The organism is Mycobacterium sp. NGS68 (assembly GCF_059812195.1).
On sequence record NZ_JCALCE010000012.1, the window covers coordinates 135,180 to 149,372 of the forward strand.

At 68.2% G+C, this 14,193-nt stretch carries 16 protein-coding genes; 8 read left to right on the top strand and 8 right to left on the bottom strand.

Annotated features, from left to right (window positions below):
- Positions 1-3: 3 nt before the first annotated feature.
- The 3 genes from AC5Y5V_RS15600 to ppgK form a co-directional block, all read right to left on the bottom strand.
- A complete protein-coding gene (locus AC5Y5V_RS15600; RefSeq protein WP_499936797.1) occupies positions 4-726 on the bottom strand; it encodes a hypothetical protein in 723 nt (240 codons plus the stop codon).
- Between the two features lie 92 nt (positions 727-818).
- Positions 819-2,360 carry an RNA polymerase sigma factor gene (locus AC5Y5V_RS15605; RefSeq protein WP_499936961.1) on the bottom strand — a complete coding sequence of 514 codons (1,542 nt, stop codon included), beginning with the start codon at positions 2,358-2,360 and terminating at the stop codon, positions 819-821.
- 176 nt (positions 2,361-2,536) lie between these two features.
- Positions 2,537-3,331, bottom strand: a complete 795-nt coding sequence (ppgK, locus tag AC5Y5V_RS15610) for a polyphosphate--glucose phosphotransferase (protein WP_499936799.1) — start codon at positions 3,329-3,331, stop codon at positions 2,537-2,539.
- A 252-nt stretch (positions 3,332-3,583) separates the two neighbouring features.
- On the opposite strand from ppgK, the gene AC5Y5V_RS15615 reads away from it, so the two are divergent.
- The gene (locus AC5Y5V_RS15615) at positions 3,584-4,465 is read left to right on the top strand and encodes an inositol monophosphatase family protein (RefSeq protein WP_499936801.1); all 882 of its coding nucleotides are present in this window, start codon (positions 3,584-3,586) and stop codon (positions 4,463-4,465) included.
- A 6-nt stretch (positions 4,466-4,471) separates the two neighbouring features.
- On the opposite strand, the gene cei is transcribed toward AC5Y5V_RS15615, so the two are convergent.
- Positions 4,472-5,122, bottom strand: a complete 651-nt coding sequence (gene cei, locus AC5Y5V_RS15620) for an envelope integrity protein Cei (RefSeq protein WP_499936806.1) — start codon at positions 5,120-5,122, stop codon at positions 4,472-4,474.
- Between the two features lie 212 nt (positions 5,123-5,334).
- Between cei and AC5Y5V_RS15625 the strand changes: the two genes are divergently transcribed.
- Positions 5,335-5,637, top strand: coding sequence for a DUF4193 domain-containing protein (locus AC5Y5V_RS15625; RefSeq protein ID WP_499936809.1), 303 nt, complete (start codon positions 5,335-5,337; stop codon positions 5,635-5,637).
- A 9-nt stretch (positions 5,638-5,646) separates the two neighbouring features.
- On the opposite strand, the gene AC5Y5V_RS15630 is transcribed toward AC5Y5V_RS15625, so the two are convergent.
- Positions 5,647-6,120, bottom strand: a complete 474-nt coding sequence (locus tag AC5Y5V_RS15630; RefSeq protein ID WP_499936812.1) for a DUF3093 domain-containing protein — start codon at positions 6,118-6,120, stop codon at positions 5,647-5,649.
- A gap of 25 nt (positions 6,121-6,145) precedes the next feature.
- Here AC5Y5V_RS15630 and dut point away from each other — a divergent pair, with 25 nt between their 5' ends.
- Together dut and AC5Y5V_RS15640 are read left to right on the top strand one after the other, a co-directional pair.
- Complete coding sequence (gene dut, locus AC5Y5V_RS15635) at positions 6,146-6,610, top strand: dUTP diphosphatase (RefSeq protein WP_499936815.1); 465 nt, start codon at positions 6,146-6,148, stop codon at positions 6,608-6,610.
- 2 nt (positions 6,611-6,612) lie between these two features.
- Positions 6,613-7,386: a DUF3710 domain-containing protein gene (locus AC5Y5V_RS15640; RefSeq protein ID WP_499936819.1), complete on the top strand. Its 774-nt coding sequence runs from the start codon at positions 6,613-6,615 to the stop codon at positions 7,384-7,386.
- Here the strand turns inward: AC5Y5V_RS15640 and AC5Y5V_RS15645 are convergent.
- Positions 7,383-8,084, bottom strand: a complete 702-nt coding sequence (locus AC5Y5V_RS15645) for an alpha/beta hydrolase (protein WP_499936822.1) — start codon at positions 8,082-8,084, stop codon at positions 7,383-7,385. The genes AC5Y5V_RS15640 and AC5Y5V_RS15645 overlap by 4 nt on opposite strands.
- Positions 8,085-8,219: 135 nt before the next feature.
- On the opposite strand from AC5Y5V_RS15645, the gene AC5Y5V_RS15650 reads away from it, so the two are divergent.
- Entirely contained in the window at positions 8,220-8,588 is a 369-nt protein-coding gene (locus tag AC5Y5V_RS15650; protein WP_499936824.1) for an OB-fold nucleic acid binding domain-containing protein, read from the top strand.
- Between the two features lie 29 nt (positions 8,589-8,617).
- Positions 8,618-9,304: a DUF3159 domain-containing protein gene (locus tag AC5Y5V_RS15655; RefSeq protein WP_499936965.1), complete on the top strand. Its 687-nt coding sequence runs from the start codon at positions 8,618-8,620 to the stop codon at positions 9,302-9,304.
- 120 nt (positions 9,305-9,424) lie between these two features.
- Here the strand turns inward: AC5Y5V_RS15655 and AC5Y5V_RS15660 are convergent, their stop codons facing one another.
- On the bottom strand, positions 9,425-10,096 hold the full coding sequence (locus tag AC5Y5V_RS15660; protein ID WP_499936827.1) for a potassium channel family protein: 672 nt from the start codon (positions 10,094-10,096) through the stop codon (positions 9,425-9,427).
- Between the two features lie 34 nt (positions 10,097-10,130).
- The gene (locus tag AC5Y5V_RS15665) at positions 10,131-10,802 is read right to left on the bottom strand and encodes a potassium channel family protein (protein WP_499936829.1); all 672 of its coding nucleotides are present in this window, start codon (positions 10,800-10,802) and stop codon (positions 10,131-10,133) included.
- Positions 10,803-10,937: 135 nt separating this feature from the next.
- Here AC5Y5V_RS15665 and AC5Y5V_RS15670 point away from each other — a divergent pair, with 135 nt between their 5' ends.
- Entirely contained in the window at positions 10,938-12,932 is a 1,995-nt protein-coding gene (locus AC5Y5V_RS15670; RefSeq protein ID WP_499936832.1) for an APC family permease, read from the top strand.
- Positions 12,929-14,134, top strand: coding sequence for a class I SAM-dependent RNA methyltransferase (locus AC5Y5V_RS15675; RefSeq protein ID WP_499936834.1), 1,206 nt, complete (start codon positions 12,929-12,931; stop codon positions 14,132-14,134). The genes AC5Y5V_RS15670 and AC5Y5V_RS15675 overlap by 4 nt, the downstream gene beginning before the upstream one ends.
- Positions 14,135-14,193 lie beyond the last annotated feature (59 nt).

The window sequence follows — 14,193 nt, forward strand, 5'->3', positions numbered from 1 at the left end:
CGCTTATGGGCCATGGAAGCCGCTTAGCACGTCACTCCTACCGAGCCGGCTCACGCCTGACTCAACCCCGCGTACGTTCGCGCTGAGCACTTCCCAAAAGCCGTTCATCGCGGGTGTGAGTGGTGCAATCACCGCGTTCGGATCTGTGGACGGGGAGCCGAATAGCTCTCTTCGCAAACGTGAGCCTAGATGGTATTCAGGCGTTCGATAGTCCCTGTCGTACTGGTCGATGATCGTTTGCCACTCTGTCATCACATCCCATCGCCCCGACCATCCGGCGATGGCTGGAAAGAACGTCTTGCGGATCGACTTTCCGGGGTCCTTGCCCACTTCAAGGTAGTAGACCAGCGTCATAAGCCGCTCCCACAGAATCCGGACCTGCCCGATCAAGGTCTGCATCATCGACAGGTGTCGGAAATGTAGGCGCGGTTCGCTTAACGGATTGTGAATGTCGAATCCGGGGCCGACGTAGGCGTTGTGCAATGCAATGGTGTCCAGGATCGACAGGTACTGCACCTTCAGATCTATAGCCCGGTCGGCGACCCCAGCCAATCGGTCCAGTGGGTAGATCGCCGCGTCGATGTAGTCGGTGACGAGTTCTTCCAACCGCCACGCAAGCAATGGGTGCGGCGGGGTCGGATTGCCTAGCGCCGCAGACACCATCTTCTCAAACGCGACGACGCGCGAACGGGCGCGTTCAAGCTTGCCCTCATCTAGATCAGCCATGCCGCTATCTTGACTAGCTGCGCTGTGCTTGTCTACTACTTCTGGATTGACTCGCAAATACGCTGGTCAAGCCCAGTGGCTCGGAGTGTCGCCTAGTCCAGGTAGTCGCGCAGGACCTGCGAGCGGCTGGGGTGGCGCAGCTTCGACATGGTCTTCGACTCGATCTGGCGGATACGTTCGCGGGTTACGCCGTAGACCTGGCCGATCTCGTCGAGCGTGCGGGGCTGGCCGTCGGTGAGACCGAACCGCAGCCGCACCACGCCGGCCTCGCGCTCGGACAGCGTCTCGAGCACCGACTGCAGCTGGTCCTGCAGCAGCGTGAACGACACGGCGTCCACGGCCACCACGGCCTCGCTGTCCTCGATGAAGTCGCCGAGCTGGCTGTCGCCCTCGTCGCCGATGGTCTGGTCCAGCGAGATCGGCTCGCGCGCGTACTGCTGGATCTCGAGCACCTTCTCAGGTGTGATGTCCATCTCCTTGGCGAGTTCCTCGGGCGTGGGCTCGCGGCCCAGGTCCTGCAGCAGCTCGCGCTGGATGCGGCCCAGCTTGTTGATCACCTCGACCATGTGCACCGGGATGCGGATGGTGCGGGCCTGGTCCGCCATGGCGCGGGTGATGGCCTGACGGATCCACCAGGTCGCGTAGGTGGAGAACTTGTATCCCTTGGTGTAGTCGAACTTCTCGACCGCGCGGATCAGGCCCAGGTTGCCTTCCTGGATCAGGTCCAGGAACGCCATGCCGCGGCCCGTGTAGCGCTTGGCAAGCGAGACGACCAGCCGCAGGTTGGCTTCCAGCAGATGGTTTTTGGCGCGGTCGCCGTCTCGGCAGATCCACATCATGTCGCGGCGCTGGGCGGCGGGCAGTTTGTCGCCGCGCTCGGTGTGCTCGGCCATCAGCTGCGTGGCGTACAGACCGGCCTCGATCCGCTTGGCCAGCTCGACCTCTTCTTCGGCGTTGAGCAGCGCGACCTTGCCGATCTGCTTCAGGTACGCGCGAACGGAGTCTGCCGACGCGGTGAGCTCGGCGTCCTTGCGGGCCTGCCGCAGCGCCTCGGATTCGTCCTCGTCCCAGACGAAATCGCCCGAGGCCTTGTCCTTTTCGCTGGGCTCGGCGATCTCTTCGTCTTCCTCGCCGGCGGGCTGGGCGGGGGCCACGGCCGCTACGGCCGGGGTGCCTTCGACCCCCTCGGCGTCACCTTCGAGCTCGACTTCCTCGGTCGCGACCTCCTCGAGGTCCTCGAGGTTCAGGTCGGCCGCGTCGATCTCGAGGTCTTCGCCCGGCTCGACCTCCAGCTCGGCATCGACCTCGAGTTCCTCGGCGTCCTCGAGAACGACCACGGCGGCGTCCTGCGCTTCGTCCCCGGCGTCCTTGCCCTTTGCCCCGCGGGGCGAGGTCGCGCGGGCGCGGGTCTTCTTGGGGGCTTCGCCGTCGTGGGGAGAGTCGGCGGGCTTGCTGGTCTTGGCGGCCGCCTTGGTCGCCCGCTTCGCGGGGGCGGCGGTGTCGCCCGCGGCTTTCGCCGGCGCGCGCTTCGCGACTGCCTTGGCCGGAGACCCGTGCGGCCCAGCTGGCGCGGACTTCGCGGCGGTTCGCTTTACCGCGTCGTCGGTAGCCGGGCTCGTCTTGGTCGCTGCCACATACACCCCTTCGGTCGGACTCACTTCCGGCGATCTGGGCGTGCTTTACCGAAAGTGTCTGCTATGTCGAATGTCGGCGTTGATACCAGCGTGAGTACTCGCGCCTTATCGGTCGGGCGGTCGCCGTTGACCATTGTAACGACAGTGCGCCCCCATACTGCGCCAGCGGGCAAAATTCAATGGGTGACGTCTGTAGTGGATGCCATAGCGGCACCGACGATCCCCGCGGCGTTCTGCAAAGCCGCGGGCACCACCGGCGTGCGGTTTTCCAGCAGATGCACCCATTTGTCGGCTTTGCGGCTAATGCCGCCGCCGGCGATGAACAGGTCCGGCCAGATCGCGTTCTCGATGGCGATCAGCACGCTGGTGACCTCTTTGGCCCAGCGCTTGAAGGACCAGTCGTTGTTCTCCTTGACCGATGAGGCCGCCCGGTGCTCGGCCTCCTTGCCGCCGACCTCGAGGTGCCCGAACTCGGTGTTCGGTATCAGCTTTCCGTTGTGGATGACGGCGGACCCGATTCCGGTCCCGAAAGTGAGCAGCACGACCAGGCCCTCGTGCCCTTTGCCCGCGCCGTAGCGTTCCTCGGCGAGTCCGGCGGCATCCGCGTCGTTGAGCACCGTGACGTCCTGACCGCCCAATTCGGCCGCGATGATGTCGGTCGCGTTGGTGCCGATCCAGGCTTTGTCCACATTGGCCGCGGTCTGGACGATGCCGTGAGTGACGACACCGGGATAGGTGACGCCCAGGGGGCCGGTCCACCCGAAGCCATTGACCACCTCGGCGATGGTCTTCGCGACGGCCGCCGGGGTCGCCGGTTGCGGCGTCAGCAGTTTGATCCGGTCGCCGATCAGCTGTCCGGTGTCCAGGTCGACGATCCCGCCCTTGATGCCGCTACCGCCGACGTCGATGCCAAACCCACGACGCTGCGGGGTGGCGTCGGCTGTCTGGGGCGCGGGATCGGTGCTGGTCATCGAACCTCCTCGGCGAGACATCGCGGCGGGCCTAACCGCGGTGGGCCTACCTTAGCCCGGCGACGGCGAGCGCCGGGACGGCGCGAGTAAGGAGGCGGGCAATCTGCGTGGGCCCGGCGACGGCGAGCGCCGGGACGGCGCGAGTGAGGAGGCGGGCAATCTGCGTGGGCCCGGCGACGGCGAGCGCCGGGACGGCGCGAGTGAGGAGGCGGGCAATCTGCATGGGCTTGGCTCCTGTGATGCGATAGAGCGGTGACACCAGCCGGCAGCGACCCGGCGCGCCTGCGCGCCGCGGCCGAAGCGTTGGCGGCCGAAGCCGCCGCGTTCGTGCGCGACCGCCGCGCGGAGGTCTTCGGTGCCCATCCACCCACCGCTGGCAACAGCACAGTGGTGCGGGCGAAGACCACGCCGACCGACCCGGTGACCGTCGTCGACACGGAGACGGAACGCCTGCTGCGGGATCGGTTGGCGCAGCTGCGGCCGGGTGACCCGATCCTGGGTGAGGAGGGCGGCGGGCCCGACCCCGCATCCGAAACCAGCCACCCGGACACCGTCACCTGGGTGCTGGACCCGATCGACGGCACGGTGAATTTCGTCTACGGCATCCCGGTCTACGCGGTGTCGGTCGCCGCCCAGGTCAACGGCGTGTCGGTGGCGGGCGCGGTCGCCGATGTCGTCGCCGGGCGGGTGTATTCGGCGGCGACCGGCCAGGGGGCGCACGTCACCGACGAGCGCGGAGCCCATCCGCTGCGTTGCACCGGTGTCGAGGACTTGTCGATGGCGTTGGTGGGCACCGGCTTCGCGTACTCGCAGCGGCGCCGGACCGTGCAGGCCGCGCTGGTGGCCCGGATGCTGTCGGTGGTGCGTGATGTGCGCCGAATCGGATCGGCGGCACTCGATCTGTGCATGGTCGCGGCGGGCCGGCTGGACGCCTTCTACGAGCACGGCCTGCAGCCGTGGGACGGCGCCGCGGGAGCCCTGATCGCGGCCGAGGCGGGCGCGCGGATCGTGCTGCCGGACTACCGGACGCCGGAGGGCAGCGCGGGCCTGGTGGTGGCGGCTGCGCCCGGGATCGCCGACGAGCTGTTGGCGGCCCTTAAACGGTTCAACGGCCTGGACCCCATCCCGGGCTGACCGAGATCAGCAGCTGCTGGAGTGGATCTTGGTCAGGAGCGCGGGATCGGACCGCTCGGTGGCGCCTGGGCGCAGGGTGGCCAAAACGGCGTCGATGGTCTCGTTGTGCGCCAGCGCGGTGAAGTCGGTGCCGAGGACGAGGTCGACCGAATCGTCGGCGCGGCCGTCGTGGAACAGCTCGGTGCACGGCGCCACCAGCCATACCGCAGCCGCGGCGGCCTGCCCGGCGGTGCCGAACCGAATCTGGCCCTGGCAGGACAGCCGGGTGCCGGCGTAGACCGGGTCGTTGGCGGCGGTCGGTTGCGCGAACCCCAAGTCCCGCAGCGCCCCGGAGACGTCGGCGGCCTGCCCGCCGCGGCCGCTCGCATTGAGGACGTGGATCTTGGTCTCGCCGAGCTTGGCGGGCGAGACATCCGTCATCTCCGACCGCGATACCGGCTCGCCGACCTTGGCCGGTGTCGCCCCGGCCGTCTGCGGCGGCGGGTTGCAGGCCGCCACCTCGCGGACCTTGGCCGGCCGCGTCAGCGCGACGGTCCAGACGACGCCGGTTGCGATTGTCAGCAGAATCACCACGATGATCGCCGGTCTGGGGTTGCGCCGACGGAAGGGCCGACCATGCTTATCGAAGGCGGTACCCTCCGTGATTTGTGCGACCACAGGTGCACTCTAGTCGGCCGCTGAACGCACTGTTTAAGGGCGAACTCAAGGGTGAATCCTGGGGTGTGACGTAAATCACACTCTAATGCGCGGCGATCCGGGCACGAATCGTTTGGTGGATGCGTTCGACGCTGGTACAAAGCGTTGCTTGAAGACATAGAGGGCTTTGGATCATTAGAGGGCATAAGAGGGGATAGGACGGGGATAGGACGATGCCTACCGACTACGACGCTCCGCGGCGCACCGAGACAGACGACGTCTCGGAAGACTCGCTGGAGGAGCTCAAAGCGCGGCGGAATGAAGCGGCGTCGGCAGTGGTCGACGTGGATGAATCCGAATCCGCTGAGTCGTTCGAGCTGCCCGGTGCCGACCTGTCTGGCGAAGAGCTATCGGTTCGCGTCATTCCGAAGCAGGCTGACGAGTTCACCTGCTCGAGCTGCTTCCTGGTGCAACACCGCAGCAGGCTGGCCAGCGAGAAGAACGGGATGATGATCTGTACCGATTGCGCTGCCTGAGCGCTTCAGTCAGCTTCTCAGGGCCGACAGCACGCGATCGGGGTGACGGCAACTCACCAGCCAGTACGGTGTGGGGTCATCCGGGTCGTCGAGAACGATCAGGACCATCGGGCCCACCCAGCCCCGGTGCAGCACGAATGCCGCGGGGTCCAGTTGCCGGCCCAGTGCCGCGGACTTGGCCGACGGCACGATTTCCGCGGAGCGGGCGATCACGGTGACCGGCAGATGCGCTTCGCCGGCCCAGAGTTCGACGGTCTCACCGGCCGTCACGCGAATCTCGATGCGGCCGAGCCAGAGCAACACGCCGGCCGCGGCGGTGAACAGCACGGCGTACGGCAGCCAGTCGGGTAGGGACGCTACGCCGAGGTTGACTTCGAAGGCGATGAGCGCCGCCAGCCCGAAGCCGAGCGGCCACCACCACCATGGCACCCACAGCCGTTCGCGATATCGCACGCTGTGCGGTGCGACTCGCGTACCGGACACGCGGTCAAGGGTAGTCTGTGGCCCCGTGTCGACCAGTCTCGCCATAGTTCGTCTCGACCCCGGTCTCCCGATGCCCAGCCGTGCTCATGACGGTGACGCCGGAGTCGATCTGTTCAGCGCCGAAGACGTCCAGTTGGCGCCCGGGCATCGCGCCCTGGTGCGCACGGGGATCGCCGTCGCCATCCCGCACGGGATGGTCGGCCTGGTCCATCCCCGCTCGGGATTGGCCTCGCGCGTGGGACTTTCGATCGTCAATAGTCCCGGCACCATCGATGCGGGCTACCGTGGTGAAATCAAGGTTTCGCTGATCAACCTCGACCCGGACACGCCGATCGACGTGCACCGCGGTGACCGGATTGCGCAACTGCTGGTGCAGCGGGTCGAGCTGGTCGAGCTGGTCGAGGTTTCGTCGTTCGACGAGGCCGGGCTGGCGCAAACATCCCGTGGCGACGGCGGCCACGGCTCCTCCGGCGGACATGCGAGTTTGTGACGATGGCATTCGGTAGACGTTCAGGCAAAGACGACGGCGCGAAGGCTCCCGTGGAGGCACCCAAGGCCCCGGAACCTGTGGAGCCCGTGGAGCCTGTGGAGCGGGTGGCCTCCGAGGTCGACGAGGAGCTGGACGGCCCGTTCGACATCGAGGACTTCGACGATCCGGCCGACGCCGAGGTGGCGCGGCTCGACCTGGGTTCCGTGCTGATCCCGATGCCCGCGGGTGGCCAGCTGCAGGTCGAGCTGACCGAGACCGGCGTGCCCAGCGCGGTGTGGGTCGTGACCGTCAACGGCCGGTTCACCATCGCCGCGTACGCCGCGCCGAAGACCGGCGGGCTGTGGCGTGAGGTCGCCAGCGAGCTCGCCGACTCGCTGCGCAAGGACTCGGCCCAGGTCAGCATCAAGGACGGGCCATGGGGCCGGGAAGTGGTCGGCACCGCCGCCGGCGTCGTGCGTTTCATCGGGGTCGACGGCTACCGCTGGATGATCCGCTGCGTCGTCAGCGGCCCGCACGAGACCATCGACGAGCTAGTCGAGGAGGCCCGCACCGCGTTGGCGGACACGGTGGTTCGTCGTGGCGATACACCGCTTCCGGTGCGGACGCCGTTGCAGGTGCAACTGCCCGAGCCGATGGTCGAGCAGCTGCGGGAGGCGGCCGCCGCGCAGGCGGGCCAGCAGCCGGACGAGACGCAGCAGCCTGCCGACGAGCCGGCCGCGCGGCGCAGTGCCGACGGGTCGGCCATGCAGCAGCTGCGCACCACCACGGGCGGCTAGACGGCCTCCGCGAGAGCGGCCAGGCAGGCGGCGCCCAGCGCGGCGCTGTCGGAGCCCATCTGCTCCAGCGTCACCGTGCGCAGGGCCGCGTGCGGCGCGGCGGCCGCCCAGTCGACACCGACTTGCAGCGGATGGATGGGGTCGTCGACCGCGGCGACCACCCCCAGCGGGGCGCGCAGCCGGCGCAGCTCGTCGCACGTTGGGGCGACGTAACCCGCGGCTTCCTCCATGGCATCCGGCAGTTGGGGCCATTGATCGCGCCACGAGCGGGCCAGCTCGTCGGCCAGCCACGGCGGGCTGGACGCGCGCATCAACGTCGTCGTCGCCTCCAAACCGTCGCGCCGCAGCTGCGATGCGGAATGCCGGGCCGCCAGGGCGGCCGGCGCGGATCCGGGGTCCCCGCTCCAGGCCGGCAGCGCGGCCAGGACGGCCACCGCGCGGTCCGGATGCGCCAGCGCCCACGCGGCGGCGACCGCGGCACCGATCGAGACGCCCCCGACGCCGATCGGGCCCGACCGCGCGGCCTCGTCCAGGGCCGACAGATAGCCGTCGATCAGACGACCCGGCTGCGGTGGTGGCGTCACCACCACCGCGCCGGCCTCCTGCAGGGGCCCGGAGAACGCCCGGTCGACGTAGTCGTCGTCGGATCCCGTGCCGGGCAACAACACCGTGGTGACACCGCGTAAATCGACAGCCACTCCTTGATACTGCCCGGCCTCCGCGAGGGCGCAAACACGACGGGGTTTGGTCCGCTGGCGTCCGGGAACCAACAGGTCTACGGTTGCCGTTGCAATAGGTATCGCGCCGATAGCTAAACAGTGTCAGGAGTGGCCATGGGGGCCCAAGGTTTTCTGCGCCGGCTCTCCCGTCGGTTGACGGAGGACCCGGAACAACGCGACTGCGAGGAGTTGTCCGACGAGGTCGCCAACACCGGCGCGCAGCGCGTGATCGACTGCCAGCGCGGCCAGGAAGTCACCATGGTGGGCACCCTGCGCAGCGTGGAAACCGCCGGCAAGGGCGGAGCCGGCGGGGTGCGCGCCGAATTGTTCGACGGCAGCGACACGGTGACGCTGGTCTGGCTGGGTCAGCGCCGGATTCCCGGCATCGACTCGGGCCGCACGCTGCGCGTGCGCGGCCGCCTGGGCAAGCTGGAAAACGGCTCCAAGGCCATCTACAACCCGCACTACGAGATTCAGCGGTGACCGTCCCGAGCGAGGTGGGCGAGTCGGCCGTGAGCGGTCGGCGCCCCAGCCCTGACCGCCTGCTGGCCCAGCTGGGCGGGGTCGCGGGGCTGGTCTACTCGACGGTGCCGGTGGTGGTCTTCGTGGCGGCGTCCAGCGTGGCCGGACTGCTGCCCGCCATCGGGTTCGCGCTGGGCACCGCCGGGCTGGTCCTGGTGTGGCGGCTGATTCGGCGGGAATCCACGCAGCCGGCGCTGTCCGGCTTCTTCGGGGTCGCCGTGTGCGCGCTGATCGCCTACGTCGTGGGGGAGTCGAAGGGCTATTTCCTGCTGGGCATCTGGATGTCGCTGCTGTGGGCCGTCGTCTTTTTGGTGTCGATGCTGATCCGCAAGCCCGTGGTCGGCTACCTGTGGACCTGGGCCAGCGGGCGCGATCGGGGCTGGCGCGACGTGCCGCGCGCGGTGTACGCGTTCGACATCGCGACGCTGTGCTGGACGCTGGTGTTCGCCTCCCGGTTCGTGGTCCAGGGGCTGCTGTACGACGCCGACAAGACGGGCTGGCTCGGCGTGGCCCGCATCGCGATGGGCTGGCCGCTGACCGCGGTCGCCGCGTTGGCCACCTATGCGGCCGTCAAGGCCGTGCGGCGCGCCATGCCCGTCGCTGACGAGGATGACGAGGCTGATGGGGCCGAGGCTGCGGAGGCTGCGGAGGCCGCCGAGGCCGGCGCTCCCGACTAGTCCCGTCCCCGCCCGAGACTACGCACACCCGCGACACTTAAACGACGGCGACGACACGCCGGGCAGCGGCGCAGCGGTTTAAGTGTCGGCGGCGGCAAGGGAGCGCGGCGACCAGGCCGACTATTCGCCGGGTCCGCTCGGCAGAAGCAGCTTGCTGAGGTCTTCCTCGGCCTCGGTGACGGCGACGAAGAGCAGCTCGTCGCCCCCTTCCAGCGGTTCGTCGCCCTGCGGCACGATGACCCGCGGTCCGCGCAGGATGGTGACCAGCGCGACATCGCGCGGGAGTTGCAGCTTGCGCAACGGCTTGCCGCCCCACGGGGTGTCGTCGGGCAGGGTGATCTCGACCAGGTTCGCCTGACCCTTGCGGAACTCCATCAGCCGCACCAGGTCTCCCACGGCGACGGCCTCCTCGATCAGCGACGCCAGCATCCGCGGAGTGGACACCGCCACGTCCACCCCCCACGCGTCGGTGAACAGCCATTCATTACGCGGGTCGTTGACCCGCGCGACGACGCGGGGGACTGCGAACTCCGTCTTGGCCAGCAGGCTGAGCACCACGTTGACCTTGTCGTCGCCGGTGGCGGCGACCACCACGTCGAACTCCTCGAGGTGCACCGATTCCAGCAGGCTCAGCTCGCAGGCGTCGCCGAGGCGCCAGTGCGCGGCCGGAATCGCGTCGACGTCGATGTGGTCGGGATTGCGCTCGATGAGCGTGATGTCGTGGCCGTTGTCCACGAGCTCGCGAGTGACTGAACGGCCCACCGCGCCCGCACCGGCGACAGCTACCTTCATTTCCGGCGCTCCTCAGTCATCGATGGTGCTGTCTTCATGGGTTGAGGTCTTCACTCGGTGGCAGGGCAGCGATCGCCACCGCCTCGGCGGAGCGACCCGAGATCGCGGCGACATAGACCTGGTCACTGGCCTGGATGACCGTCTTGGGTTCCGGCAGGATGCCCGTCCCGAAGCGGATCATGAAGGCCACGCGGGCGCCGGTGGCCTGTTCCAGCTCGCTCGCGCGACGTCCCACCCAGCCCTCGTGCAGGACGACCTCGGCGACGGCGACGGTCCCGGTCGGATCGCGCCACTTCGCGGTCTCGGTCTCCCGGGTCAGCGCGTTGAGCAGCCGGTCGGTGGTCCAGGGCACGGTCGCGATGGTGGGGATGCCGAGCCGCTCGTAGACCTCGGCACGCTTGGCGTCGTAGATCCGGGCGACGACGCGCTGCACGCCGAAGCTTTCGCGGGCCAGTCGCGCCGAAATGATGTTGGAGTTGTCGCCGGACGAGACCGCGGCGAATGCGTCGGCCCCCTCGATCCCGGCCCTGATCAGGACGTCCCGGTCGAAGCCCTGGCCCAGCACCCGCTCGCCGGCGAACTCCGGGCTGAGCCGGTTGAAGGACGTGCTGTCGCGGTCGATGACGGCGACGTCGTGGCCGATCCGGGACAGCCCGTCGGCGACCGACGATCCCACCCGGCCGCACCCCATCACAATCACCCGCACTTGAGGTCCTTCCGGCTGGATCCTGCAGGTCATGGTCGATCGGTAAGCCGGGGCGGCCAACCGATTTACGCTCGGCAAACATTCTCGCCTAGGGAACGCTACCGGGAAACTCGAGTGGGCTTACCCTTGGCTCTCGTGTCCAAATTTTCAACCGTCGCGCGCCGGCTGCTCATCGGCCAGCCGTTCCGGAGCGACCGGCTGGCTCACACGCTGCTGCCGAAGCGCATCGCGCTGCCGGTGTTCGCCTCGGACGCGCTGTCTTCGGTGGCGTACGCCCCCGAAGAGGTCTTCCTGATGCTCTCGGTGGGCGGCCTGGCGGCGTACGCGTTGACCCCGTGGATTGGGCTGGCGGTGGCCGCGGTCATGCTGGTCGTGGTCGCCAGCTACCGGCAGAACGTGCACGCCTACCCCTCGGGTGGCGGCGACTACGAGGTGGTCACCACCAATCTGGGCGACACCGCCGGCCTCGTCGTGGCCAGTGCGTTGATGGTGGATTACGTTCTTACCGTTGCTGTTTCGACGGCGTCGGCTATGTCGAACATTGGCTCGGCCCTGCCGATCGTGGCGCACAACAAAGTGTGGTTCTGTGTGGCCGCGATCATGTTGGTGACGGCCATGAACCTGCGTGGGGTCCGCGAATCCGGGTTGGCGTTTGCCATTCCGACCTACGCCTTCATCATCGGCGTGACCGGCATGGTCGGCTGGGGGCTGATTCGGATCTTCGTGTTGGGAAATCCGTTGCGGGCTGAATCCGCGCATTTCGAGATGCATTCCGAGCACGGCCAGATCGTCGGTTTCGCGCTGACGTTCCTGGTGGCGCGGGCGTTCTCGTCGGGATGCGCGGCCCTGACCGGGGTGGAGGCGATCAGCAACGGGGTGCCCGCATTTGAAAAGCCCAAGTCGCGCAACGCGGCGACCACGTTGCTGCTGCTCGGCGTGATCGCGGTGGCGCTGCTGATGGGCATCATCGTGCTGGCCGAGAAGATCAAGGTGCAGCTCGTCGAGGATCCCGTGAGCCAGCTCGGCACCCCGGCGACCTACTACCAGAAGACCCTGGTGACGCAGCTGGCGGAGACGGTGTTCGGCAGCTTTCACATCGGGTTCCTGGTCATCGCCACGGTGACGGCGCTGATCCTGGTGCTGGCCGCCAACACCGCCTTCAACGGGTTCCCCGTGCTCGGCTCGGTACTGGCGCAGCACAGCTATCTGCCCCGCCAGCTACACACCCGCGGCGACCGACTGGCCTTCTCCAACGGAATCCTGTTCCTGTCGGCGGCGGCTCTGCTGGCGATCATCGCGTTTAGGGCCGAGGTCACCGCGCTGATCCAGCTGTACATCGTCGGCGTGTTCATTTCATTTACCTTGAGCCAGATCGGCATGGTCCGGCACTGGACCCGGTTGCTGCGCACCGAATCCGATCCACCGATGCGGCGCAAGATGATGCGCTCGCGGGTGGTCAACACGGTCGGACTGATTTCCACCGGTGCGGTTCTCCTCGTTGTGCTAGTCACAAAGTTTCAAGCCGGGGCGAAATACGCCATCGCCGCGATGGCCCTCCTGTTTCTCATCATGAAGATGATCCGCCGGCACTACGACGGCGTGAGCCGCGAACTGGCCGAGCAGGCCGCCGAGCACGGCAGCGAGATCGTGCTGCCCAGCCGCAACCACGCGGTGGTACTGGTGTCGAAGTTGCACCTGCCCACGTTGCGTGCCATCGCCTACGCGCGGGCGACCCGCCCCGATGTGCTCGAGGCCATCACGGTGGACGTCGACGAGGGCGAGGCCCGTGCGCTGAAGCACGAGTGGGAAGACAGCGACATCAGCGTGCCGCTGAAGGTGATTGCCTCGCCCTACCGCGAAATCACCGGCCCGATACTGGATTACGTCAAGCGGGTCAGCAAGGAGTCGCCGCGCACGGTGGTGACGGTGTTCATCCCCGAGTATGTGGTCGGCCACTGGTGGGAACAGCTGCTGCACAACCAGAGTGCGCTGCGGCTCAAGGGCCGGTTGTTGTTCATGCCCGGGGTGATGGTGACGTCGGTGCCTTGGCAGCTGACGTCGTCGGAGCGGCGCAAGCTGCTGCAGCCGCACGCCGCTCCGGGTGACGCCCGTCGGGGAATATTCGATTGACGCTTGAATCCGCCTCCGGGGAGCTGACTTTGGTCACCGGTGCGCCCGCCAACGGCGGCAGTTGTATCGCGCACCACGAGGGCCGGGTGGTCTTCGTCCGCTACGCGCTGCCCGGCGAGCGGGTGCGGGTCAGAATCACCGCGGACCGCGGATCCTATTGGCACGCAGAGGCTGTCGAGGTGATCGAGCCGTCGGCCGACCGGGTCGAGTCACTGTGCCCGATCGCCGGTGTGGACGGCGCCGGGTGTTGCGACTTGGCATTCGTCGACCCGGCCGCCGGCCGTGACCTCAAAGCGCAGGTGGTGGCCAATCAGCTGCAGCGACTCGGCGGGCTGCAATGGAGCGGCGCCGGTGAACCGCTTGACGACCCCACCGGTTGGCGAACCCGGGTCAGGCTCGACGTGGGGCCAGAGGGCCGGCCGGGCTTTCATCGCTACCACAGCGACGAGCTGGTGACCGACCTGCGCTGTGCGCAATTGCCGGACGGGATGCTGGACGGGCTGGACGCAGCCGACTGGCCGGCGGGCGCCCAACTGCACGTGGCCGTCGACGACGACGGGCGACGCCACGTGGTGCGCACCCAGCGCGACGGCAAGCGGACGGCGACCTCGGTGGTGGAGGGCGACTACGAGGCCGTGCAGCGCGTCGGCGGCCGCACCTGGCGGGTGCCGGTGACCGCCTTCTGGCAGGCGCACCGGGCCGCGGCGGAGGTGTACAGCCGGCTGATCGTCGACTGGGCGCGGCCCGACGCCGGCATGACCGCCTGGGATCTCTACGGCGGCGCGGGCATTTTCGCCGCGGCGCTGGGTGAAGCGGTGGGGGAGTCCGGGCGGGTGCTCAGCGTCGACACGTCGCGCGCGGCATCGCGGGCCGCCCGGGCCGCGCTGGCCGATCTGCCGCAGGTGCAGATCGTCAGCGATTCGGTGCGCCGTGCCCTGACGGCCCAGCAGGCAAGCACCAAAACCCCGAAAGCTGATGTGGCGGTGCTGGATCCACCGCGGGCGGGTGCCGGTCGCGAAGTCATCGACCTGCTGGCTGCCGCCGGGGTGCCGCGGGTGGTGCACGTCGGTTGTGAGGCGGCGGCGTTCGCCCGCGACGTCGGCCTGTACCGCGGGCACGGTTATGCCGTCGAAAAGATCGCGGTGTTCGACGCGTTCCCGCTGACCCATCACGTGGAATGCGTGGCACTGCTCACTCGTTAGGCGCACCGCGCCGAGCACGCCCGCCAGGACGATGCGCTTGCGGGTGATATCCCCGCCGA